The 21,077-nt window shown below is 63.4% G+C and carries 21 protein-coding genes and 1 pseudogene; 4 read left to right on the plus strand and 18 right to left on the minus strand.

What is annotated here, in order from left to right; all coding sequences use genetic code 11:
• Positions 1–7 precede the first annotated feature (7 nt).
• From FJ548_RS18370 to FJ548_RS18405, 8 genes are all read right to left on the minus strand, one after another.
• On the minus strand, positions 8–454 hold the full coding sequence (locus tag FJ548_RS18370) for a MaoC/PaaZ C-terminal domain-containing protein (protein ID WP_140607435.1): 447 nt from the start codon (positions 452–454) through the stop codon (positions 8–10).
• A gap of 8 nt (positions 455–462) precedes the next feature.
• On the minus strand, positions 463–1,536 hold the full coding sequence (locus FJ548_RS18375; RefSeq protein WP_181165514.1) for a Gfo/Idh/MocA family oxidoreductase: 1,074 nt from the start codon (positions 1,534–1,536) through the stop codon (positions 463–465).
• On the minus strand, positions 1,532–1,861 hold the full coding sequence (locus FJ548_RS18380) for an L-rhamnose mutarotase (protein ID WP_056564736.1): 330 nt from the start codon (positions 1,859–1,861) through the stop codon (positions 1,532–1,534). Before FJ548_RS18380 ends, FJ548_RS18375 begins: the two co-directional genes overlap by 5 nt.
• 10 nt (positions 1,862–1,871) lie before the next feature.
• A complete protein-coding gene (locus FJ548_RS18385; RefSeq protein ID WP_140607433.1) occupies positions 1,872–2,984 on the minus strand; it encodes a mandelate racemase/muconate lactonizing enzyme family protein in 1,113 nt (370 codons plus the stop codon).
• Between the two features lie 5 nt (positions 2,985–2,989).
• Complete coding sequence (gene ugpC, locus FJ548_RS18390) at positions 2,990–4,087, minus strand: sn-glycerol-3-phosphate ABC transporter ATP-binding protein UgpC (protein ID WP_140778608.1); 1,098 nt, start codon at positions 4,085–4,087, stop codon at positions 2,990–2,992.
• Positions 4,088–4,091: 4 nt separating this feature from the next.
• Entirely contained in the window at positions 4,092–4,958 is an 867-nt protein-coding gene (locus FJ548_RS18395; RefSeq protein WP_140607431.1) for a carbohydrate ABC transporter permease, read from the minus strand.
• Positions 4,959–4,975: 17 nt separating this feature from the next.
• Complete coding sequence (locus FJ548_RS18400; RefSeq protein ID WP_140778609.1) at positions 4,976–5,872, minus strand: sugar ABC transporter permease; 897 nt, start codon at positions 5,870–5,872, stop codon at positions 4,976–4,978.
• Between the two features lie 131 nt (positions 5,873–6,003).
• Entirely contained in the window at positions 6,004–7,323 is a 1,320-nt protein-coding gene (locus tag FJ548_RS18405) for a sugar ABC transporter substrate-binding protein (RefSeq protein WP_140778610.1), read from the minus strand.
• Between the two features lie 168 nt (positions 7,324–7,491).
• Between FJ548_RS18405 and FJ548_RS18410 the strand changes: the two genes are divergently transcribed.
• Together FJ548_RS18410 and FJ548_RS18415 are read left to right on the plus strand one after the other, a co-directional pair.
• A complete protein-coding gene (locus tag FJ548_RS18410; RefSeq protein ID WP_140778611.1) occupies positions 7,492–8,277 on the plus strand; it encodes an IclR family transcriptional regulator in 786 nt (261 codons plus the stop codon).
• 66 nt (positions 8,278–8,343) lie between these two features.
• The gene (locus FJ548_RS18415; protein WP_140778612.1) at positions 8,344–9,183 is read left to right on the plus strand and encodes an amidohydrolase; all 840 of its coding nucleotides are present in this window, start codon (positions 8,344–8,346) and stop codon (positions 9,181–9,183) included.
• A gap of 6 nt (positions 9,184–9,189) precedes the next feature.
• Here FJ548_RS18415 and FJ548_RS18420 read toward each other — a convergent pair whose 3' ends face one another.
• From FJ548_RS18420 to FJ548_RS18455, 8 genes and pseudogenes are all read right to left on the minus strand, one after another.
• Positions 9,190–10,158, minus strand: a complete 969-nt coding sequence (locus tag FJ548_RS18420; protein ID WP_140778613.1) for an ABC transporter permease — start codon at positions 10,156–10,158, stop codon at positions 9,190–9,192.
• Between the two features lies 1 nt (position 10,159).
• On the minus strand, positions 10,160–11,056 hold the full coding sequence (locus tag FJ548_RS18425; protein ID WP_246678706.1) for an ABC transporter permease: 897 nt from the start codon (positions 11,054–11,056) through the stop codon (positions 10,160–10,162).
• 312 nt (positions 11,057–11,368) lie between these two features.
• Positions 11,369–12,187, minus strand: a pseudogene (locus tag FJ548_RS18435) (ATP-binding cassette domain-containing protein); the annotation flags it as partial.
• 153 nt (positions 12,188–12,340) lie between these two features.
• A complete protein-coding gene (locus FJ548_RS30510; protein WP_246678707.1) occupies positions 12,341–12,814 on the minus strand; it encodes a hypothetical protein in 474 nt (157 codons plus the stop codon).
• Positions 12,700–13,383 (minus strand): substrate-binding domain-containing protein, encoded by a 684-nt coding sequence (locus tag FJ548_RS18440; RefSeq protein WP_246678708.1) that lies wholly within the window; start codon positions 13,381–13,383, stop codon positions 12,700–12,702. Before FJ548_RS18440 ends, FJ548_RS30510 begins: the two co-directional genes overlap by 115 nt.
• 25 nt (positions 13,384–13,408) lie before the next feature.
• On the minus strand, positions 13,409–14,578 hold the full coding sequence (locus FJ548_RS18445) for an ABC transporter substrate-binding protein (RefSeq protein WP_140778614.1): 1,170 nt from the start codon (positions 14,576–14,578) through the stop codon (positions 13,409–13,411).
• Complete coding sequence (locus tag FJ548_RS18450) at positions 14,575–15,735, minus strand: CaiB/BaiF CoA-transferase family protein (RefSeq protein WP_140696452.1); 1,161 nt, start codon at positions 15,733–15,735, stop codon at positions 14,575–14,577. The genes FJ548_RS18445 and FJ548_RS18450 overlap by 4 nt, the downstream gene beginning before the upstream one ends.
• A 2-nt stretch (positions 15,736–15,737) precedes the next feature.
• The gene (locus FJ548_RS18455; RefSeq protein WP_140696455.1) at positions 15,738–16,289 is read right to left on the minus strand and encodes a MaoC family dehydratase; all 552 of its coding nucleotides are present in this window, start codon (positions 16,287–16,289) and stop codon (positions 15,738–15,740) included.
• A gap of 200 nt (positions 16,290–16,489) precedes the next feature.
• On the opposite strand from FJ548_RS18455, the gene FJ548_RS18460 reads away from it, so the two are divergent.
• A complete protein-coding gene (locus tag FJ548_RS18460) occupies positions 16,490–17,587 on the plus strand; it encodes a lactonase family protein (protein WP_140696458.1) in 1,098 nt (365 codons plus the stop codon).
• Between the two features lie 56 nt (positions 17,588–17,643).
• Here FJ548_RS18460 and FJ548_RS18465 read toward each other — a convergent pair whose 3' ends face one another.
• Positions 17,644–18,633 carry a Tim44 domain-containing protein gene (locus FJ548_RS18465; RefSeq protein ID WP_140696461.1) on the minus strand — a complete coding sequence of 330 codons (990 nt, stop codon included), beginning with the start codon at positions 18,631–18,633 and terminating at the stop codon, positions 17,644–17,646.
• Between the two features lie 75 nt (positions 18,634–18,708).
• Positions 18,709–19,008, minus strand: a complete 300-nt coding sequence (locus FJ548_RS18470) for a zf-TFIIB domain-containing protein (protein WP_181165512.1) — start codon at positions 19,006–19,008, stop codon at positions 18,709–18,711.
• 367 nt (positions 19,009–19,375) lie between these two features.
• Here FJ548_RS18470 and FJ548_RS18475 point away from each other — a divergent pair, with 367 nt between their 5' ends.
• Entirely contained in the window at positions 19,376–21,022 is a 1,647-nt protein-coding gene (locus FJ548_RS18475; RefSeq protein WP_140778615.1) for an acetolactate synthase large subunit, read from the plus strand.
• The last annotated feature ends 55 nt before the right edge of the window (positions 21,023–21,077 follow it).

Here is a 21,077-nt window from a genome sequence, read left to right on the forward strand (position 1 = left end):
CCGAGGCTCAGGCCGGCTTGCGCTCGACGATGTAAATGTGGTCGGCCGCCAGCACCACTTCGCCGCGCTGATTGATCACTTCGCAGCGCTCGATCACCCGGCCTGAATCCGGGCGCTTGGGGTCGTCCTGCTTGGCCGCGATCGTGGTGCGCGTGCGGATCGTGTCGCCGATGAACACCGGCTTGATGAAACGCAGCCGGTCGTAGCCATAGGAAAAGGCGACGGGGTTGACGACACCAGCCGTCAGCCCGATACCGACCGAAAACACCAGCGTGCCATGCGCGATGCGCTGGCCGAACGGCGTCGTCTTCATGTACTCGGCATCCATGTGATGCGGGAAGAAATCGCCGGTGTGGCCGGCGTGGACGACGAAGTCAGTCTCGGTGATGGTGCGGCCGGTGCTGAGGCGCGTAGAGCCGATCTCGTAGTCCTCGAAATAAGTGATCTGTTCCATATCCTGCTTTACGGCCTTTCCGCGATTGGCGTCGCTGGCGCCGCGCTTGATCTATAGGCGGCTTCCACCAGCGCCATGGTGTTCCAGGCGTCTTCGACCGAACTGACCAGCGTGTCATCTTCACCAGATGCAAAGCGCTGCACATTGGCCATACGCCCGACGAAGGCGTCGGGAAACCACTCGCCGGCCAGTGGCACCGCGACCCAGTCCGTGCCGCCCTTCGGATAGATATCGAGAATATCCGGCTCGCCGGTGGGATAATCGAGGTTAAGGCCGAGCTTCAGATAGGCTGCACCTTCGGTGCCGCAGATGCGGAACTCACAGGCCTGATGCCGCCGGCCGAATTTGTGGTCGTGGTTGATCGACAGCGCGCAGCGCACCGTGTCGCCATAGTCGAGAATGGCGCTGGTCCGCGTCTGCGCCACTCCATGGTTGGGATGGCCGAGTGTCTTGGCGTGCACTCCCTTGGGGTCGCCGAGCAATTGCCGGATCAGGTCGAGATAGTGGATCGAGTGCATGGCGATCTCGACGCGCGGCGCCTTGAGCAGGAATTCCCACAGCTGCCAGGGTGTCGCCAGCGCCAGCCAGGCGTCGAAGTCGACGACCCCGCCGAGCCAGCCCTTGGCGATGGCATCCTTGAGCGCCAGCATCATCGGCGCGAAGCGCAGCTGGAAATTGACCGCCGCCTTGAGTTCCTTGGCGCGGCAGATTTCGAGGATTTCGGTTGCCTCGCCGAGATAGTTGCCCATCGGCTTCTGGATCAGCGCCACCGCCCTGTCGGGCAGAGCCTTCAGGATCTCGGCGTGCCGTCCCGGCGGCGTCGCCAGATCGAAGATTGCGTCCTTGACGGCTGCGGCTTCGTCCACCGAGCGGAACGCCGTCACCCCCCATGTCTCGGCCAGGGTTTGCGCCTTGGCCTGGTCCGGATCGTAAACTCCAGCGATCGGGAATCCGGCCTTCCTGTAGGCCGGGAAATGTGCGTCGCCGACGATCGACCCCGCGCCGAAGGTGACGATCGGCCGGGGCTTCAATGGTCTGGGCCAGGATTGGACGAGTGAGGCAGGGTCGAAACCGCCCTCAATCATGATGGAAGACCTCGTCCATTGAAGCCCACCATTCGCCTTCCTTGCGGGTCGCCAGCGGCTCCTGGCAGGGCATGCAGACCGCCCACCATTCCTGCGTCTTCGGATCGGCGGCCATCTTGGCCATGTCGGCCGCGTAGTCGGTGCCGTGGTATTCGAAGTAGCTGAACAGCAGGTTCTCTGGTCGCTTGAGGTAGATGGAGTAATTCTTGATATTGCAGGCCGAGATCATGGTCAGCACGTCAGGCCAGACCGCAGCATGCAGGCGGACATATTCCTCGACCTTTTCCGGCTTCAGCCCGAGCACCATTCCCATCCGCTGCATGTCCGCTCTCCTATGTCGTGATCGCCGTGGTGAATTCGGCGATGCTCATGGCCTTTACCGCGTCCCAGTCCCAGTCTATGCCGATACCCGGCTCGTCGGGTGCCAGCGCCTGCCCATCCTCGATGCGCATATGCTTGCCGGTCAACTGGTCGAGTTGCGGAATGTACTCGACATATCGGCCGTTCTGAACAGCACAGGTCAAGCTGACATGCAGTTCCATCAGGAAATGCGGGCAGACCGGAATGTCGAAGGCCTCCGCCGCATGCGCGATCTTGAGCCAGGGCGTGATGCCGCCGATGCGGCCGACATCCACCTGCACGATAGAACAGGCGCCTTTCTGCATGTATTCGCGGAAATGGCGCATCGAGTAGAGCGACTCGCCGATGGCGATCGGCGTCGGCGTCGAGTTCGACAGCCGAACATGGCCATCGATATCGTCGGCGGGCAGCGGCTCCTCGATCCAGGCAAGGTCAAGCTCGCGCAGCCTTGCCGCACGCCGGATCGCCTCGTCGACGGAAAAACCCTGATTGGCGTCGGTCATGATCTCGTAGCCGTCGCCCACCGCCTTGCGCACCGCCGACAGGCGCGCAAGATCCTCCGACCCATGCGGCCTGCCGATCTTCACTTTCGAGCCGCGAAATCCCCTGGCCTTGGCGGCCAGCGCATCATCGACCAGCGCCTGCGTCTCGATATGCAGCCAGCCGCCCTCGGTCGTGTAGAGCGGGCAGCGGTCCTTGGCGCCGCCAGCGAGTTTCCACAGCGGCAGGTTCTGCTTCTTCGCCCGCAAATCCCAAAGTGCCGTGTCGATCGCGGCGATGGCGATGGCGGTGATGGCGCCGATCGTGGTCGCATGGGTGGCGAATTCGAGGTCGTGCCAGATCGCCTCGATCATGTCGGGATCGCGGCCGATCAGGCGTGGCGCGAGATGGTCGGACAAGAGCCGCATCACCGACGAGCCGCCGGTGCCGATCGTATAGCTGTAGCCGGTGCCGGTCGCGCCGTCGGAATCGGTGACCGTCACGATCGGCGTTTCCTGGCTGACGAAGCTCTGGATCGCGTCCGTGCGCTTGACCTTGGGCACAAGGTCCACCATCCGCAGTTCTATCTTTTCGATTCTAGCCATGTCGGTCAGCTCCGCAATGTCTTTCCGGTGTCGGCGGCGAACAGATGCGCCTGCGACAAGTCGAGGCTCATCGCTACTCGTTCGCCCGACTTCAGCGGTCTCGGGTTCAGCATGCGAGACACCCAGTCGCTGCCGTTGAATTCGACGAACACCAGCGTCTCGTTGCCGAGCGGTTCGGTCACCGTGATCGGCAATTCGATCTGGTGCACGTCGGCGGCGTCGCCGGAGCTGATGCCATGGCCGGTCGGGTAGACATCGTCGGGCCGCAGCCCGAACACGATCTTGTCGCTGGTGGCGACATTGGCTCTGAATTGGCCGGGCAGGGGCAGCTTTTCGCCGCTGGCGAAAACCAGCTGGCCGTCATCGACCGTCGCCTCATGCAGGTTCATCGGCGGCGAACCGATGAAGCCGGCGACGAAGCGCGTCGCCGGACGCCGGAACACCTCGTCGGGTGTGCCGACCTGTTCGATATGGCCGTCGCGCATGATCACGATGCGGTCGGCGAGCGTCATTGCCTCGACCTGGTCATGGGTGACGTAGATCACCGTCGACCGCACCTTGGCATGCAGTTTCTTGATCTCGGTACGCATCTGCGTGCGCAATTTCGCGTCGAGATTGGAAAGCGGTTCGTCGAACAGGAAGACATCGGGGTCGCGCACGATGGCTCGGCCCATGGCGACACGCTGGCGCTGGCCGCCGGACAGTTGCGAAGGGCGGCGGTCCAGCAGCATGTCGAGGCCGAGGATGGCGGAGGCCTCGGAGACGCGCCGGTCCATCTCGTCCTTGACGGCTCCCGCGATCTTGAGCGAGAAGCCGAGGTTTTCGCGCACCGTCATGTGCGGATAGAGCGCGTAGGACTGGAACACCATCGAAATGTTGCGCGAGCGCGGCGGCAGGTCGTTGACGATGCGCCCGCCGATCTCGATCAAGCCGGCGCTGATCTCTTCCAGCCCGGCGATCATGCGCAGCGTCGTCGACTTGCCGCAGCCGGAAGGGCCGACAAGGGCAATGAATTCGCGGTCGGTGATATCGAGATCGATACCGTGCACAATCTCGATATTGCCGTAGCGCTTGGTCAGCTTTTTGAGGGAAACGGTTGCCATTCTGTCAGCCTTTCACCGCGCCGGAGGTCAGGCCGCCGACAAGGTGTTTCTGGACGATGTAGGTGAGGGTGAGCGCCGGGATGATCATCACCACGGCAAGCGCGCACATGCCGCGCCAATCGATGGTGAACTCGGTCGTGTAGTCGAGCAGGCCGACAGGCAGCGTCTTGGCGCTGACCGATCGGGTCAGTTGCGAGGCCAGCGCGAACTCGTTCCAGCAGGTCAGGAAGGCGAAGATCGCCGCCGATGCGATGCCCGGTCCGGCAAGCGGGAACTCGACCTGCCAGAACGCCTGCCAGCGCGTGCAGCCATCAATCTGCGCTGCCTCTGCGAGGTCCTTCGGTACCTGGCGGAAGAAGCCGTCGATCAGCCAGATCGTGAACGGCACGTTAAGCGCGACATAGGCGAGGATCAGCCCGAAATGCGTGTCGATGATGCCGAGCCGCACATAGAGGAAGAACAGCGGCAGCGACAGCGCGATGCCGGGCACGGTGCGGGTCAGCATCAGGCCGAGGAAGACGCTCGATTTGCCGCGGAAGCGGTAGCGCGCGAAGGCATAGCCGCCGGCCATGCCGATGGCCACCGCGATGACTGTCGAGGTCACCGAGATGATCAGCGAGTTGCGGAAATATTCGATGACCGGAATGCCGCCCTTGCCGATGCCTGAGAACATCGCGATATAGGCGTCGAATGAAATCTGCTGCGGGATCCACACCGGCGGCTTGGCCATGATCTCGACTGTTGGCCTGAGCGAAGACAGCACGATCCACAGGCCAGGCAGGCAGATGGTCAGCATCGCCAGGAACAGCCCGATGCGATAGACGATGCCCAGCAGCCGCCGCTTGAGGCGGGCGGAGGAATTCTCGTCCATTCTCACCACTCCGCCCTTCACCACTCAGCACCGATCTGCGTGCGCGCCGCGGCGAGCTTGTTGAAGAAATAGACGGTGAAGGCGATCGACAGCAGGATCGAGAAATAGGCCATGGCGTTGGCCATACCCATGCGCCCGTCGCCATAGGCGGTGCGCGCCACCAATGTCCAAAGCAGTTCGGTGCGGCCCGCCGGTCCGCCATCGGTCATAATCTTGACGATGTCATAGGCGCGCGCGACGTCGAGCGAGCGGATGGTCATGGCGATAAAGGCGAAAGGCATGACGAACGGCCACGTCACATAGCGGAATGTCTGCCACGGCGTGCAGCCGTCGACACGCGCCGCCTCGATCGGTTCCTTGGGCATGGCGAGCAGGCCGGCGAGGATCAGGATGGCGAAGATCGCCGTCGACGACCAGATCTCGGCGATCGAAATGGCGATGAAGGCGAGATGGCTTTCGATCAGCCACGGTATGGCGTCCCTGGTGATGCCGAGCGACTGCAGCGCATTGTTCACCAGGCCGATATTGTCGTTGAACATGAACTTGAACTGGAAGCCGACGAGGATCGGCGAGAACATCATCGGAAACATCATCAGCGTGCGCAGGATGCGCTGGCCGCGCGTCGCTTTCTCGACCAGCATGGCCAAGCCGAGCCCAAGCAGCATTTCGAGATTGAGAGCGATGGTCAGCAGCAGCACCGTGCGCCCGAAGGCCCACCAGAAATCGGCGTTGGACAGGATCGAGAGATAGTTCCGGAAGCCGACGAAAACGAAGAACGTCTCGGGCTTGGTCAGGCGGAAAGGCGTGAAGCTGGAATAGAGCGACAGAAGCAGCGGCACGACGACGACCGCCGCCAGCACGATGATGGCTGGAAGCAGCAGCAGGAATGGCGCGGATGGCTTGAAGCCCTTCATCAGGATTCCGTGACATGTTGTTTTGATTGTCGGCGTACTCGTCGAACCAGCCGACGGAAGCACCACGCGGCGCACTCAAGACGCGATCGCCTCCCCCAGTCCTGATGGGGGAGGCAGCCTTGGGAGTGCTGTTAGAGTTTACCGGCGTCCTGCAGGATCTGGGTCGCCTTGGCGGCAGCCTCGTCCAATGCCTGCTTGGAGGTCTTGTCGCCGAGGATCGCCGCCTGCAGTTCGGGATAGACGGCGTTTGAGATCTCGATCCATTCGGGCGTCTGCGGCACGGCGAAGGCATGCTTGGCTTCTTCCTGGAAGGCGGAGAGAACCTCCTTCTTGTAGGGATCGTTGGCTGCCTGCTGCAGGTCCCAGTCCCAGACCGCGGTGCGGGTCGGCAGTGGGCCTGCGGCGGCCTCGAGCTTCTGGCTATCCTCATTGGTCAGCCACCATACGAGCGATGCGGCGGCCTCCTTGTTCGGGCAGTTCTCGGTCACCGAGAAGCCATGGAAACCCGACCAGCCGGTGCGCTTGCCGGAAGAACCCTTCGGGGCAACTTTCACGCCGACATTGCCGGCGACCTTGGACGACTTCGGGTCGTTGAAGAAGCCGGCCCAGCCCGGCCAGTCCAGGTTGATGGCGACAGTGCCGGAGGCAAAGCCCTGGCCGAGATCGTCCCAGAGATAGTTGGTGGTTCCGGCCGGCACGGCCTTGGCCTTGTAGAGGTTGACGAACCAGTCGAGCGCCCGGACGCCGGCCTCGGAGTTGAAGACCGGCTTGCCGTCCTTGTCGAGATATTCGCCGCCCTCGGCGACCACCATTTCATAGAAGCGGCCGTTGATCGCCTCTTCCTTGCCGGCGAACTGTGTGCCGTAGAAATTGGGAGGGTTGGCGAAGAACTCGGCCTGGTCCGTCACTTCCTTCCAGGTGTCCGGCGGCACCAGGTCATAGCCGTATTTCTCCTTGAACTTCGCCTTGTTGTCGGCGTTCTCGTAGAGGCTCTTCTGGTAGTAGAGGGCGGAGACGTCGAACTGCGCGCGCGGCAGCATCTCGAGCTTGCCGCCGATGGTCGCCGCCTTGATCGTCGACGGCACGAAGGCGTCGATCTCCGACTTCGGCAGCAACTTGCCGAGGTCGGTGTAGAGGCCCGTATATTGCGGCGCGAAGGACGAATGGTTCCAGCCGACGCACCAGTTGGTGCTGCCCGAGGCGATGTCGGATTTGAGCTCCTTGTCGATGTCGAAGCCGTTCTTCTTGGTCAGGATGTTGACCTTGGCGCCGGTGGCCTTCTCCCATTCGGGAATGCGCTCATAGAGCTTTTCATATTGCTGGCCGCCGATCAGCTTCACGTCGACGGTCACGCCTTCGAACTTGCCGGGCAGGTCGCCGGCAAGGGCAATGCCTGCACCTGACGCAAGCACCAATGCACCGGCGCACACGCCGGAAAGCAGTCTGTTCATTTGGTTCCTCCCTGGGTGCGCCTTGGTGGCGACCGCAACTTGTCCGCGTGACAAGAAGTGCTACATTCATATACAAACAAAACATTCATACATACGTCAAGGCGAATTTTGTTTCCGACACTCGCGCTCCTGCGTATATGAAGAATCGAATTCACTGGAGGGATGCCCATGGACGACAGCGAAGACGAGCGCTACCGCGCGCCGGCGCTCGACAAGGGGCTCGACATCCTGGAACTTTTGGCTGGAGTTGACGGCGGCCTCACCCAAGCCGAAATCGCCAAGAAACTCGACCGCAGCCCCAATGAGTTCTACCGTATGCTCGACCGGCTGGTGCGGCGCGGCTACGTCACAAGGCTCGACGGTGATCGTTATTCGCTGACCCTGAAACTGTTCGGCCTAGCGCAGTTGCACGCGCCGGTGCGGCGGTTGGTCTCCTACGCCACACCGCTGATGCGCGAACTGGCCGAGGTCTCGCAACAGGCCAACCAACTCGTTGTTTTTGATCGCGGTTCCGCTGTCGTTATCGCTCAGCAGGAGGCGCCGAACTACTGGGGCATCTCGATCCGGGTCGGCTCTCATATCAGCCTGTTCGATACTGGTTCCGGCCACGTGCTGCTTGCCTTCCGCTCACCTGAGGAGCGGCAAATGATGATTTCCGAGCATGTCCGCAGCACCGACAAGACCGCGCAATCGGCCGAATTCTACGCCCGCCTCGACCAGATCCGCGACCGCGGCTATGAGATGATGGCCTCGATGCAAACCGCCGGGGTCTATAATCTCTCAGCACCGGTGCGCGGTTCCGACGGCAAGGCGATTGCGGCGCTGTCGATCCCCTACATCAGCGTGATCAACACGCCTTCGGCACCGGATATGACCAGGACCATCGAGCTTTTGCTGGCCACGACCGGGAAGCTGTCGCACTTGGCTGGATCGGCTGTCGGCGCGGCGGCATGAATTCTTATTTGAATGAAGAATTCCTCCGTGAGATGATTTGAAAATGCTGGAGGGAGGAGCCTCACCATGATCATCGACACCCATCTGCATCTCATCGATCGCTCGGCCTTGCGCTATCCCTGGCTTGCCGGTGTGCCGGCGCTTAACCGTGATTTCTCCTATGACGAGTACGCCGCGGAGGCGCGGCGGGTCGGTGTCGAACGCGTGCTGCATATGGAGGTCGATGTCGATGCGGCCGACATCGAGGCGGAGACGACCAGGGTCGAAGGGCTGTCGCGGCAGCCGGGCAGCATGCTGGCCGGGGCGATTGCGTCCTGCCGGCCGGAAGAGCCTGGCTTTGCCGCCTATCTCGAGCGGCAGCGGACAAATCCCTTCGTCAAGGGCTTCCGTCGCGTCCTCCACGTCGTGCCCGATGACTTGTCGGAAGCTGCGCTGTTTCGCGACAACATCAAGCGGCTTGGCGGCACTGGCCTGACCTTCGATCTGGTCGTGCTGCCACATCAAATTCCCAAGGCCATTGCCCTTGCCAACCTGGCGCCCGACGTTCAGTTCGTGCTCGATCATTGCGGCGTCCCCGACATCAAGGGCGGGGGCGAGCACCCCTGGCGCGAGCACATGGGCGAGATCGCGCGCCGGCCGAATGTCATGGCCAAGATTTCTGGCGTGGTCGCTTACGCGGATCCCGGCAGTTGGACCGTCGACACCCTGCGGCCCTATGTCGAACACACGGTTCGTTCGTTTGGCTGGGACCGCGTCGTCTGGGGCAGCGATTGGCCGGTCTGCACGCTTGGTGGCGGCCTCTCGACCTGGGTGGCCGCCACCCATGCGCTGCTTTCCGGCTGCGGCGTCTCGGAACGCGACAGGCTGCTATCGGGAAATGCCCGCAAGCTGTGGCGGTTGGAATAGTCGCCTTCAGATGGTCGTCGAGACGTGCCGCTCGCGGCCGTAGAGCGAGACCAGCAGCACGATGATGAGGCCGAGCGCGGCCTGCACAGCCGAGGGCTGGAAGCCGAGCCCGATCAGCAGCGTGTTGATTTCAGTCAGCACCAGCACCCCGGCGATCGTGCCGAGATAGCTGCCGCGCCCGCCGACCAGCGCGGCGCCGCCGACGACGACGGCCGCGATGGTCTGGAACAGATAGGGTTGGCCGACATCGCCATAGGCCGAGCCGGTGAAGCCGAGCAGCAGCACGCCCGCGACAGCTGCGAAGAAGGCGCTTGCCGCATAGGTGACCACCCACATGCGAACGGGATCGATCAGTGCCAGCGGCGCGGCGCCCGGATTGCTGCCCAGTGCGTAGAGCCGTCGTCCATAAGGCGTCCGCTCCAGCACCAGCACGACGAACGCCGCCACCACGACGAGACTAGGCACCAGCCACGGAACGGGCAGGGGGCCGGCCGATCCGCCGATCGACACGAAGCTGGAAACCACCGGTGGCGCGGAGCCTGACGGGAAGCCGGCGGTCCACAACAGCACCAGCCCCTGCACGATCATGCCGATGCCGAGGGTGACGATAAGCGGCTGGATGTCCAAACTGCGCGAGATCAGGCCGTTCAGTCCGCCGATGACCAGCGCCAGCACGCCGACGAGAGTGCAGACGAGAAAAAAGTTCCAGCCGTCGCCATAGAGCTGTGCCGCCACGACATTGGCGAAGCCGATGACGAAGGGGATCGAAAGATCGATGCCACCCATGATGACGACCAGCGTCTGTCCGATCGAGGCGACAGCCAGCAGCGACGCCAGCACCAGCATGGCGCGTACCGCGAACGGGGCCGAATAGCCCGGGATAAGAATCGTGCCGGCAAGGTGCAGAAGCGCCGCGACACCGAAGGCGCCGATGACGCGGGCATTGGTTGTCGCGAACAGGTTCCGGCTGGCCATGTCAGCGCCCCCTCGTGGCAAGACGTTCCTGCAGCGCGGTCAGCATCACCGCCAGCACCAGGACGGCGCCATAGGCGATCTGCAGCACGAAGGTGGAGACATTGAAGGTCGTCAGCACGCTCTGCAGCAGGAAGATGTCGATGGCGCCGACAGCGGCGCCGGCCACGCCGCCACGTCCGCCGGCGAGGCTGACGCCGCCCAGCGCGACGGCGGCGATGGCGATCAGCGTGTAGGTCGGCCCGATATTGGGATCGGCGGAGCCGATCAGTGCGGTCAGCATCAGCCCGGCGCAGCCGGCTAGGATGCCCGCCATGACATAGGCGATGAAGCGTACGCGCGTGACATCGACGCCGGCGGTGTAGGCCGCGCGGTCGTCGCTGCCGACCGCCATCAGCTGATCGTAATAGGGCGTGCGCCGCACCAGCCACCAGGCGATGAACATCAATAGAAGCGGCAGCAACGACAGCGGCCCGGCCAGCGCCTTGAGCCATGCCGGCGCCGGGCCGATCGGCGCCGGCAGGATCGTCAGCGTAATGCCGGTGAGGATCAGATAGGTGCCGAGCGTGGCCACGATCGGCTGGATGCGCACCACCGTCGCCAGGAAACCGTTGGCCGCACCGACCAGCGCGCCAATGAGCAGGGCCGCCGGCACAAGCAGCAGGGGCGACGAGATGCCGGCTTTGAGGAAAAGCACCTGGATCACGACAGCATTGACGAAACCCATCAGCGGCCCGACCGAAATGTCGATGCCGCCACGGCCGGCGAGGATCACCGGCGTCGAGGCGATTGCCGCGCCGATCAAGGGAGCGGCCAGTCCGACCAGTGCGCCCCAGGACCCCGGCTGGAAGCGCGCCGGGCTAAGGATGAGATTGACCGCAAGCAGGATGGCCAGCAGCACCACAGCCAGGGCGCGGACAAGGCGCTGGCGGAAAATCCGAAGCTGAAGATCTCGCTTCGACGCCCGCTGAACTGTTGAAGGCCATGGCACCGCGCACGGCAGCGGAGCTGGCGCATGGCTGATCGCGCCGCCTCAGATTTTCGCGGGCTCGCCATCCGCGACCTCGTCATTGCGGCTGAAGCCAACCCGATCACGCAATTGATCGCTCCCGGCGAGATCGTCGGTCTTGCCGGCCTCGATGGTCACGGCCAGGAAGTGTTCCTCAAGATGCTCGCGGGCCGCGTACCGTCAACGGAAACTGGACGGCCAACGTCACCAAGACGTACGGCGAAATTGTCGAGCACCGACTGCGTGGGAAAAATGCCGTTTGCCCTGACGCCGCCGCTCGGCGGCTCGATCGAGTTGGCCCTGCCCGGCGCGTCGCACAAGATCATCGGGTTCCGCAGAGCCGTTGCCAGCGGCATCGCCTATCTGCCGCGCGACCGGCGCGCCGCGCTCCTCGGTGCGCACCACGGTGCCTCCGCGAAGGATCGAGATGCGATCCGAAAGCGACATCACCTCGTCCATGCGGTGCGTAATGAACAGGATGAGGCAGCCTTCACCGGCCAAGGTACGCATCAGCGAGAAAACGGATTCACGGTCGGCGAAGTCGAGCGCGGCGGTGACTTCGTCAAGGATCAGGATCTTGGGGTTGCGCACGACCGCACGGGCGAGAACGACGAGTTGCTGCGCGGCGAGCGGCAACAGGCCGGCTGGCTTGTCGAGAGGCACGTCGGTAATCGCGAAGCGCTTCAGCGCCGCTGCCGCCCTGTCGCGGCGCTCGTTGCGGGGCACTGTGCGCCGGAGCAGCCCATCGAGGCCGAGCAGGATGTTGTCGGTCACGGTGCGGTCTGGTGCGATCAGCACTTCCTGAAACACCGTGGCGAAATCTTGCGCCTGGAAGGCCGAAGGGTTGCTGCCCGAAAAAGGCTCGCCCTGCAGCAGGATCGTACCGCTGTCCGGCTGCACGATTCCGGACAAGAGCTTGACCATCGTGCTCTTGCCCGAGCCGTTCTCGCCCAGGATGGTGTGGATGGTCCCTGCCCGGAACGCGATCGAAGCGCTCCTGCACCACGATCGGGTGGCCGGCAATGCCTTCGACCAGCAGGATGCTGGCGTCCGCGAGCGCGACCGTCTCGCCATAGCGTTTGGATATGTTCCTGATTTCAAGCATGCCGTGTTTCGAAGCTGGCAAGCCGGCTCCCCTGAAAGGAGCCGGCTCGTTGTGTTTGTCTGTCGCAGGCGTTACTTCGCGCAGGCGTCGGGCACCTTCGAATAATCCCAACCCTTGGTCGGTGCGGGGTTGGAGAAATAGGTGTCGAGCCATTCCTCCGGCATCGGGTCCTTCGGTGGGATCGGAAAGATGGAGACTGCATCCGGCGTCATGCAGTCCTTGTACCAGGCGCCGAGGTCGGCGTTGTGGACCGGCGGGATCGGGATCAGCAGCGTGTTCAGCTTCGGCTTCTGGCCGTCCAGCATGCGCTCGCCGACCCGGAACAGCGTCTCCGCGGTCCAGTGCGGCAGCACGGCATGGCCTTCGAATCGATACTTGTCCGGATTGGCTTTCCAGTAGCCCAAAGCGTCACCCGTGATCGAACCGGTGATCAGCGGCGCCGGCCGGCCAGCCTCGGCGAAGGCCTCTGCGACGACGCGGCTTTCGCTGCCGGTCGTCCACACCGCGTCGATCGGCGCCGGATTGGTGGCGATCGCCTGCAGCACGACCCGCCATCCGGCTCGGCCTTGCCGATCGCCATCATCATGTCATAGCCCCAGCGCGCATAGTTGGAATCGACATTGATCGCGTTCGGGCTGGTCACCGAACCAGCAGCCGTGATGAACGGGATGCCGGCCTTGGCTGCCGCGTCGATCGCATCGTCGAGCGCCGTCGCCGAGCCCGGGATCGAGGTGATGATCGAGCACTTCTTGTCGATGAAGGCGCGGATCTGATTAATCTGCTGGCTGGCATCGTTGTTGGAATCCGAGACTTCGAAGCTGGATACGGTGCCGTCGGCAATCAGCCCATCGACGAGGCGTTTCAGCTCCTTGGTGACCGTCACCCGCCACGGATTGCCCTGGTAGGATTCCGAGTGGCACCATTTCCAGGGCTTCGGCGGCGGGGTGAAGTTGTCCCAGGCCGAGGGCAGCACCTTCTGCGGCGCGCCGTCATACTGCGCCTTGAGTTCGGTCGGCAGTCCGCCGATGACGCCCTGGACATCCTCGGCAAAGGCGGTCGTCGCAAGTGAGGCGAGAGCGGTTGCGGCCAGCAGGCCGCGGATCGTGTTTTTCATTATTGTCTCCTCCGTTCGGTTTGGTTCAGGCTCCTCCACCGGCAGCGCCGGACACCTGCACTGGGTTACTTTCCCGGAACAGGCGATTGAGATCGGCGACGACCTGGCCGGCGGGGTGGCCTGAAGTCATGCCGGAATTGACGCGATCGGACGCCGCTTGCTGGAACGTCATGTAACCGTCATGGCGCGGCCGCACCCAAGCGCCTTCGAGCGTGGCGCGCGTATCCCTGTAGAAATTGCCGGCCGCCGCATTGACCATCCGGTCCTCCCAGGCGGCGGCATGGCCCGGCTGACCGCCAGCGGCAGCATAGGGACCGCGTTGGACGTCGCCGCTGGCGATCCAGTAGGCGAAATCGATCGCGGCCTCCTTCGCCTTTGAGAAGGCCGATACAGCGATCCCGGTGCCGCCAAGCGCCGAACCGACCTGGCCAGCGTTCCCGATGACCGGGATGTCGGCAAAGGCCAGCCGATTTGGGCGAAACCCGGCCATCGCATAGGAGACATAACCATAGATCAGCGGCACGCAGACGATGCGGGAGCCGGCCTCAGCCATGCGTTCGGAGACGGCAATCGGATCCATCTCGAAGCAGGCAGGATCGAGCACCGCGGCAATCTCGCGCATCCTCTCGAAGACTTCGCTGCCCGTCTCGACATCGATCAGATCGCGCGACGGATCGGTCGCGCAGGGATGCCCGAGATTGCCGGCCAGCGTGTAGAAGGTCATCAGACAATGCGGCGGCCGCAGCGGCAGCAGCACACGGCCTTGCCGGGCAAGATCGAGCACCTCGCTCCACGTCGCTGCCGGCGCATCGAGCGCATCCGGCCGCCAGGCCTGGACTTGGGTGGCCGCATCGATGGGAAAGGCCCATTGCCGGCCTTGCCAGGCGTAGCTTGGATAGGACTGGCCGACACTGCCTGCGGCAAGTGCTGCGCGCTCGGTCTCGCGCTCCACGACATCCAGCGGCTCGAGGCAGCGCTCGGCCGTGATCTGCCCGACATGCGGATGGTCGATGACGATCAGGTCGTAGGCGCGCGCCAGCTCCTCGACGGGGAAGGATTCGAAATCCTGCAGCGAGCGCTTGTCCCATTCGATCGTGACGCCGGTCTTCTCTTTCCAGAGCAACGAGCAGGCGACCATCGGATCGTAACCGCGCGGATGGCTCCAGGTCATGCCCTTGAGCGTCTGGGAACTCACAGGCCGAACTCCTCGCGAATCCCTGCGCTGTGCTCACCGATGCGTGGCGCTGCACGGTCGACCTTGGCCCTGATGCCATCGACCCTCAGCGGCGAACGGGTGGTGAGGATGGAAACATCGTCCTCGCGCGTCACCGTCTGCAGCATGTCGAGAGATTGAAAACCCTCGCTCGCCAGCATTTCCGGCCAGGTCAGCACCTTGGCGCACCAGATGTCGGCCGGCTCCAGAATGGCAAGCCATTCGTCGATTGTTTTGGTGGCGATCCTCTGCGCGATGATCGCCTTGATGTCGTCGCGGGCCGTAAACCAGGATGCCGGCTTGTCGCGATATGGCGCCAGTTCGTTCAGCGACAGCAGATCGGCCAATTTGGGGATCGGTGTCATGGCGATGGCGAGATAACCATCCTTGGCCGGATAGACGCCGTATGGCGCCGAGAGATAGGCGTGCGCGCTGCGGAAGCTCGAGCGCCTGGGCAAGCGGCGGCCGTCATTGAGATGCGTGGTCAGCACCTCGAACTGGAAGTCGACCAATGCTTCCAGAAGGCTGGTCTCGATATGGCTGCCCTGGCCGGTGATGCCGCGCCGCACCAGTGCGGCCAGGATGCCTTGCGCGCAGGCCGCGCCCGCCAGCATGTCGCCGATGGCGAGCCCGAACGGCACCGGCCCCTGGTCCTCGTCGCCGTTCAGCCACATGACGCCGGAGCGCGACTGCGCCAGCAGGTCCTGGCCGGGGCGTTTCACCCATGGGCCTTCCTCGCCATAGCCGCTGATCGAGGCATAGACGAGCCGCGGGTTGATCTTGCGCACGGCCTCGTAGTCGAGGCCGAGGCGCTCGATGACCCCAGGCCGGAAATTCTGGATCAGCACATCCGCCTTGGCCAGCAATCCGCGCAACACCTTGAGGTCAGCTTCGTTCTTTAGATCGATGGCGAGGCTTTCCTTGGCCCGGTTGATGGCATGGAAGATGGTGGAATCGCCGCCGATCTCCGTGTCGCTGAGATAGAGCCGGCGCGACAGGTCACCGCCGTCAGGACGCTCGATCTTGATGACACGGGCGCCGAGGTCGAGCAGCCTGAGCGAGCAGTACGGCCCGGACAGGAATTGGCTCATATCGACGATCACGAGGCCGGCAAGCGGCAATTCGGCTGCTGCCGGCATCGTTATTTCTCCGTCTTGCCGGCGAAATCGGCCGGGTTGCGGTACTTCACCGTTTGCAGGTGCTCGCAGTAGAGAACGAGTTCGCCTTCGCCCTTGAACACTTCGTAGCTGGCGCGGATCAGCCCCATCTCCTTGTAGCGGGGCTTCTTGTCGAGATTGGAGCGGATCGAATAGATCGTGTCGCCGATGAAGACAGGCTTGATGAACCGCAGCTTGTCGTAGCCATAGGAAAAAGCGTTGACGCAGTTGGTCGCGACCAGCCCCAGCCCCGCCGAAAAGACGAAGGCGCCGGCGATCAGCCGCTTGCCGAATACGCCTTCGCTCTCGGCAAACATCTGGTCCTGCACGTAGGGGTGGATGTCGAGAACCAGCGTATTGAAAAGGTGGCTGTCGCCTTCCGCCATCGTGCGCCGCAATGAGCGGATCTTCTGGCCGACCGGCCAGTCCTCGTAGAACCAGTTCTCCGCGTTCCATACCGGCAAGACGGCGTGCTCTTGAGGCATGTTTTTGGGATATGTCGAAGCGACGCCGACAGTGGGGGCGAAATCATTCATGGGTGATGGCTCCGGCGCTCTCGCAGGAGGCTTCGAGCAATCGTTGAACACGCCTCAAAGCGTCTGAATGCACGACGTCTCCTCCCGGCAATCTTCTTTTGTAAATAGTATTTTCACATATGGGGTTGCGTTGCAAGCGAGGACAGGCGAAATTTTGGGCGCTGGCGCGCTGAAGCGCCGGCGGGCAGGGGAGGAAAATCATGAGCAACGCGCGGCTGGTCTTTGTCGGTAGCCTGAACCGCGAGGCGCCCTATTTTCAGGGCGCGCGGGGCGTCGGCCTCGGCGTTTACAGCTTCGACGAGCAAACGCTGGAAATCCGGAAACTGGCCGAAACCAACGACGTCGACAACCCGACATTCCTGTCGGTCACCCCGGACGGTTCGCGCATCTACGTCAATTCGGAAGTGTTCACCTGGCGCGAGGGAACTGTCTCGGCCTACGGCTTCGATCGTGTGTCGAATATGCTGAGCTATCTCAACAAGCAGCCTTCGCTCGGCAGCATCACCGCCCACAACACCATCACCCGTGACGGCACCAAACTGCTCGTCGCCAACTACGGCTTGGGAGAGGGCGGTCCGGACCGCGCTGTTGTTGTCTATGGTTTCGAAAGGGATGGCGCGCTGTCCGCGCCGCTCGCCAGCGTGTCGCACAAAGGCACCGGGCCGAACGCTGCACGGCAGGAGCGCTCGCACGCTCACAGCGTCACCGAAACCATTGGCGGGGGGACGGCGATCGTCGCCGACCTCGGCATCGACAGGCTGGTGTCCTATCGGATCGGGCCAGATGGAAGCCTGACGAAGTCAGCCGAATCCGCTTTGCCGCCGGGCGCCGGCCCGCGCCACATTGCCCTGCACCCAAACGGGCGCTTCGTCTTTGTCATGAACGAGCTGGATTCGACCGTGGTGTCGATGGCGTTGGACCAAGCCAGCGGCAGGCTTACGGTCATCGACGCCAAGCCTGCAGTCCCGGCCGAGGTTCGCGACAGCAACCACTGCGCCGATATCCAGATCTCGCCGGATGGCCGTTTCGTCTACGGCTCCAATCGTGGCCATGACAGCATCGTCATCATGGCCGTCGACCAGAACACCGGCGCGTTGAGCCTCGTCGGCTATATCCCTTGCGGCGGTGCGACGCCGCGCAACCTCGCGCTGACGCCGTCAGGCGGCCACCTGTTTTCCGCCAACCAGAACGCGGACCGCATCTCGATCTTCGCCCGCGATGCCGACAGCGGCCTGCTGACCGACACCGGGCGGGCCATCGAGATCGGCACGCCGATGTGCGTCAAAATCGTCGCTTGAGCACCGGCAAAGCCGCCAATTTTCGTAGTCAAAGCAGCAGCCGAAGGTGATCCGGATCAAGCCTGCTGGATTGCCGAGAGCTTCCAGCTTGAGCCGTTCTGACGCGTGAACGTCCACAGTTCGGTCGTCTCTGTCGGATGGCCTTCGTCGCCCTCGACCACCTTGCCGCTGGCTCGATCGCGCATCACATCGCGCGACTCATAGCGTAGCGCGGCCGTGGCATAGTCGCGGTCGTCCTCGCGCCAGCTTTCGGCGATGTCGGCCTGCAGCAGGGTGACGTCGGACACGTCGTTCCTGAGGCCCTTCTGGGCATTTTCGGCCAATTCCTCCGACAGATAGGACACCATTTCGGGGGTCACCAATCGGCGCAACGCGGCATGGTCTTCACGCCCAAAGGCTTCCTGCACATCGGTCAACAGCTGCTGGAAGGCGTCGAGATCCGTCTGGGCCAGCGTGATCTCCTCGGAACCGGTGGCCGGGGAGCTTTCCCCTGAACCGCCGCCAAAACCGGGAATCGTGAAGGGACGTGCCGTGTCCGCACCATTTGCGCGGTTTTCAAACCGCGAAGCCTGGCCGTTGCCGGCTCCGGCTCCGGCTCCGGCGAGCGCGGGACCACGCGCGGATTGCGACCGGAAGAACCTGATCGCCAGCATGATCGCACCGCCGATGAGCAGGGCCTGAAGCAGGAAGCCGAACATGCCGGCCAGACCGCCGAAGCCTTGGCCGAGCAGCAGCCCGACCAGGCCGCCAATCAGCAGGCCGCGCATCATCGTTCCGCCGAAGCCGCTAAAGAAGCTGGGCCTCTGCAGCCCGGCTTGCGGCTGCCGGGCTGGACTGTTCACACCGGTGTTGGGCGTCATCGAACGTTCGATCGGCGCGGTCGGCGCCGGTGTGGTCCTGGTCGGCGGCGCCGATTGGAACGTACGCGTGCCGCGACTGCCGAAGCTGCCGCCGCGACGGGCTTCGGCATGATCGATCGCGACCATGGAGAATGCGAGGAACAAACCTGCAAAGAGAGCGGCAAATCGGTTTGTGCGGGAAATCATCGGGGCGGACCTTTGTCGATGCGGTTTCGGATGTTCTCGGCAAACACCGGCCCTGCAGGGGCCGGCGTCACACGGTCAATCGAACAGCTCTTCGAAGAATGACTTCTTTCGCTTCGGATAGCGGTGGCCATGCGAGCGGGAATAATCGTCATCGCGGCCTTGGCTATATTGCGGCTGAGCGAATTGTGCAGGCTGCGGCTGCGGTGCGGGCGCCGCGTCCTTGCTCGACCGCTCGACGATCTTGTCGAGCTCTCCGCGATCCAGCCAGACGCCGCGGCACTGCGGACAATAGTCGATCTCGATACCTTGGCGTTCGCTCATCACGAGCGCGACGCGGCAGGAGGGGCAAACCATACCAAGCAGGGAAGATGTCATCAGGGGCTCCAAACCTTTTTTAGAATGAGCCCGCTCGACCGAAACAATAGAAAGGGGCCCGTTATAGCGGTCCGACATCACGGCCGCTGAAAGCGGCAGTCAGAGGGGCCCGGCCCGCAACCGGGATTTAGGACTGGAGGGCCGGGCCTTCAAGGGCGTCGCAAGAATGATTTGTCCGCTATCGCGGATATGATCCTTCAAGCGCGGTCATTCGGCAGCCGCGCTGACGCCGGCGACGGCTTGAGCATCACCGCGATGTTGCCGGACAGTGCCGCCGATCCGCAGTCGAAGACACTCCCTTTAAGGTGTAGCGTTCCGGTGCCATAAGATGGCTGACGGAATATGCGCATCGCAGGAGAGACAGTTCATGACCAAAGGTTCGGATCTGTTCGTGGCGGCCCTCGAGAACGAAGGGGTCGAGCGGATTTTCGGCATTCCGGGCGAAGAGAATCTCGACATCGTCGAATCGATCCGCCGCTCGTCGATTCAGCTGATCCTGACCCGCCACGAGCAGGCGGCCGCCTTCATGGCCGCCACCTATGGCAGGCTCACCGGCAAGCCGGGCGTGTGCATCACCACGCTTGGTCCGGGCGCGCTCAATCTGACGAGCGGCTCCGCCTACGCGCTGCTCGGCGCGATGCCGATGATCATGATCACCGGCCAGAAGGGCATCCTTTCATCCCGGCAGGCACGTTTCCAGATCGTCGACATCGTCGCGGCGATGAAGCCGCTGACCAAGCTGTCGCGCCAGATCGTCTCGCCGAAGATGATCCCCTCGCTGGTGCGCGAGGCCTTCCGCGTTGCCCAGGAAGAGCGCCCCGGCCCCGTGCATCTGGAACTGCCGGAAGATATCGCGGCGGCCGAGTGCGAGCCGGTCGCGCTGGTGCCGACGCATCCGGTCGACCTGCCTCTGGCCAGCCCGGACGCGCTCGATCGCGCCGCCCGCATGATCATGGAGGCCAAGCGTCCGCTGCTGATGTTCGGCGCGGCGGCGTCACGCCCGCGCGTGACCCCTGATATCGCCAAGTTCGTGCTGCGCACGCAAATTCCCTATTTCACCACGCAGATGGGCAAGGGCACCGTGCCAGGCGGTACCGAGCTCTACATGGGAACGGCGGCGCTTTCGGAACGCGATTATGTGCACGAGGCCATCGAACAGGCCGACCTGATCATCACCATCGGCCACGACACGGTCGAGAAACCGCCCTTCATCATGGGCGCCAACGGACCGAAGGTCATCCATGTCGGGTACCAATCGGCCGATGTCGAGCAGGTCTATTTTCCGCAAGCCGAGATCGTCGGCGATCTCGGCCCTTCGCTGGCGCTGCTGGCCGATCGTGTAGAAGGCAAGATCCCCAACGCCCAGGCCCTGCTGCCACTGCGGGAAGGCATTTTGAACCGCATCGCCGCGCGCGCCACCGAAGACCGCTTCACGCCGCAGCGCATCGTGCACGACGTGCGCGCGGTGATGCCTGCGGACGGGATCCTCGCCCTCGACAACGGCATGTACAAGATCTGGTTCGCGCGCAACTACCGCACGCGCATGGCCAACACACTGCTGCTCGACAATGCGCTAGCCACCATGGGTGCGGGCCTGCCGTCGGCGATGATGGCGGCGCTACTCTATCCCAACCGCCGCGTCATGGCGATCTGCGGCGATGGCGGCTTCATGATGAACAGCCAGGAACTGGAGACGGCGGTCAGGCTCAAGCTCAACCTCGTCGTGCTGCTGCTGGAAGACCATGCCTACGGCATGATCCGCTGGAAGCAGGCGGTCGATGAGTTCCCGGATTTCGGCATGACCTTCGGCAATCCCGACTTCGTCAGATACGCCGAGGCCTATGGCGCCAAGGGGACGAGGGTCGATGCTATCACCGACCTTCGGCCCGCGCTGGAGCAGGCATTCGCCGGCGGCGGCGTGCATCTCGTCGTCGTGCCTGTCGACTATTCCGAGAACATCAGGGTGCTCGTCGACGAGTTGCGCGAGCGGCTGCCGGCGCCGCGGTCGACCTGACAGTTGCCGATCAAAGACGGCTGCGCGGCGTGGACAAAGTCCCGATCGCCGCGCA

Source organism: Mesorhizobium sp. B2-4-17 (assembly GCF_006441275.1).
GTDB lineage: Bacteria > Pseudomonadota > Alphaproteobacteria > Rhizobiales > Rhizobiaceae > Mesorhizobium.

Bases quoted from the DNA above. Each gene is read 5' to 3' on its own strand.
- FJ548_RS18420 (WP_140778613.1), bottom strand. From the start codon at position 10,158: ATGGCCAGCCGGAACCTGTTCGCGACAACCAATGCCCGCGTCATCGGC.
- FJ548_RS18465 (WP_140696461.1), bottom strand. From the start codon at position 18,633: ATGATTTCCCGCACAAACCGATTTGCCGCTCTCTTTGCAGGTTTGTTC.
- FJ548_RS18470 (WP_181165512.1), bottom strand. From the start codon at position 19,008: ATGACATCTTCCCTGCTTGGTATGGTTTGCCCCTCCTGCCGCGTCGCG.
- FJ548_RS18370 (WP_140607435.1), bottom strand. From the start codon at position 454: ATGGAACAGATCACTTATTTCGAGGACTACGAGATCGGCTCTACGCGC.
- FJ548_RS18450 (WP_140696452.1), bottom strand. From the start codon at position 15,735: ATGCCGGCAGCAGCCGAATTGCCGCTTGCCGGCCTCGTGATCGTCGAT.
- FJ548_RS18405 (WP_140778610.1), bottom strand. From the start codon at position 7,323: ATGAACAGACTGCTTTCCGGCGTGTGCGCCGGTGCATTGGTGCTTGCG.
- FJ548_RS18460 (WP_140696458.1), top strand. From the start codon at position 16,490: ATGAGCAACGCGCGGCTGGTCTTTGTCGGTAGCCTGAACCGCGAGGCG.
- FJ548_RS18415 (WP_140778612.1), top strand. From the start codon at position 8,344: ATGATCATCGACACCCATCTGCATCTCATCGATCGCTCGGCCTTGCGC.
- FJ548_RS18410 (WP_140778611.1), top strand. From the start codon at position 7,492: ATGGACGACAGCGAAGACGAGCGCTACCGCGCGCCGGCGCTCGACAAG.
- FJ548_RS18380 (WP_056564736.1), bottom strand. From the start codon at position 1,861: ATGCAGCGGATGGGAATGGTGCTCGGGCTGAAGCCGGAAAAGGTCGAG.
- ugpC (WP_140778608.1), bottom strand. From the start codon at position 4,087: ATGGCAACCGTTTCCCTCAAAAAGCTGACCAAGCGCTACGGCAATATC.
- FJ548_RS18455 (WP_140696455.1), bottom strand. From the start codon at position 16,289: ATGAATGATTTCGCCCCCACTGTCGGCGTCGCTTCGACATATCCCAAA.
- FJ548_RS18475 (WP_140778615.1), top strand. From the start codon at position 19,376: ATGACCAAAGGTTCGGATCTGTTCGTGGCGGCCCTCGAGAACGAAGGG.
- FJ548_RS18385 (WP_140607433.1), bottom strand. From the start codon at position 2,984: ATGGCTAGAATCGAAAAGATAGAACTGCGGATGGTGGACCTTGTGCCC.
- FJ548_RS18440 (WP_246678708.1), bottom strand. From the start codon at position 13,383: ATGAAAAACACGATCCGCGGCCTGCTGGCCGCAACCGCTCTCGCCTCA.
- FJ548_RS18400 (WP_140778609.1), bottom strand. From the start codon at position 5,872: ATGAAGGGCTTCAAGCCATCCGCGCCATTCCTGCTGCTGCTTCCAGCC.
- FJ548_RS18395 (WP_140607431.1), bottom strand. From the start codon at position 4,958: ATGGACGAGAATTCCTCCGCCCGCCTCAAGCGGCGGCTGCTGGGCATC.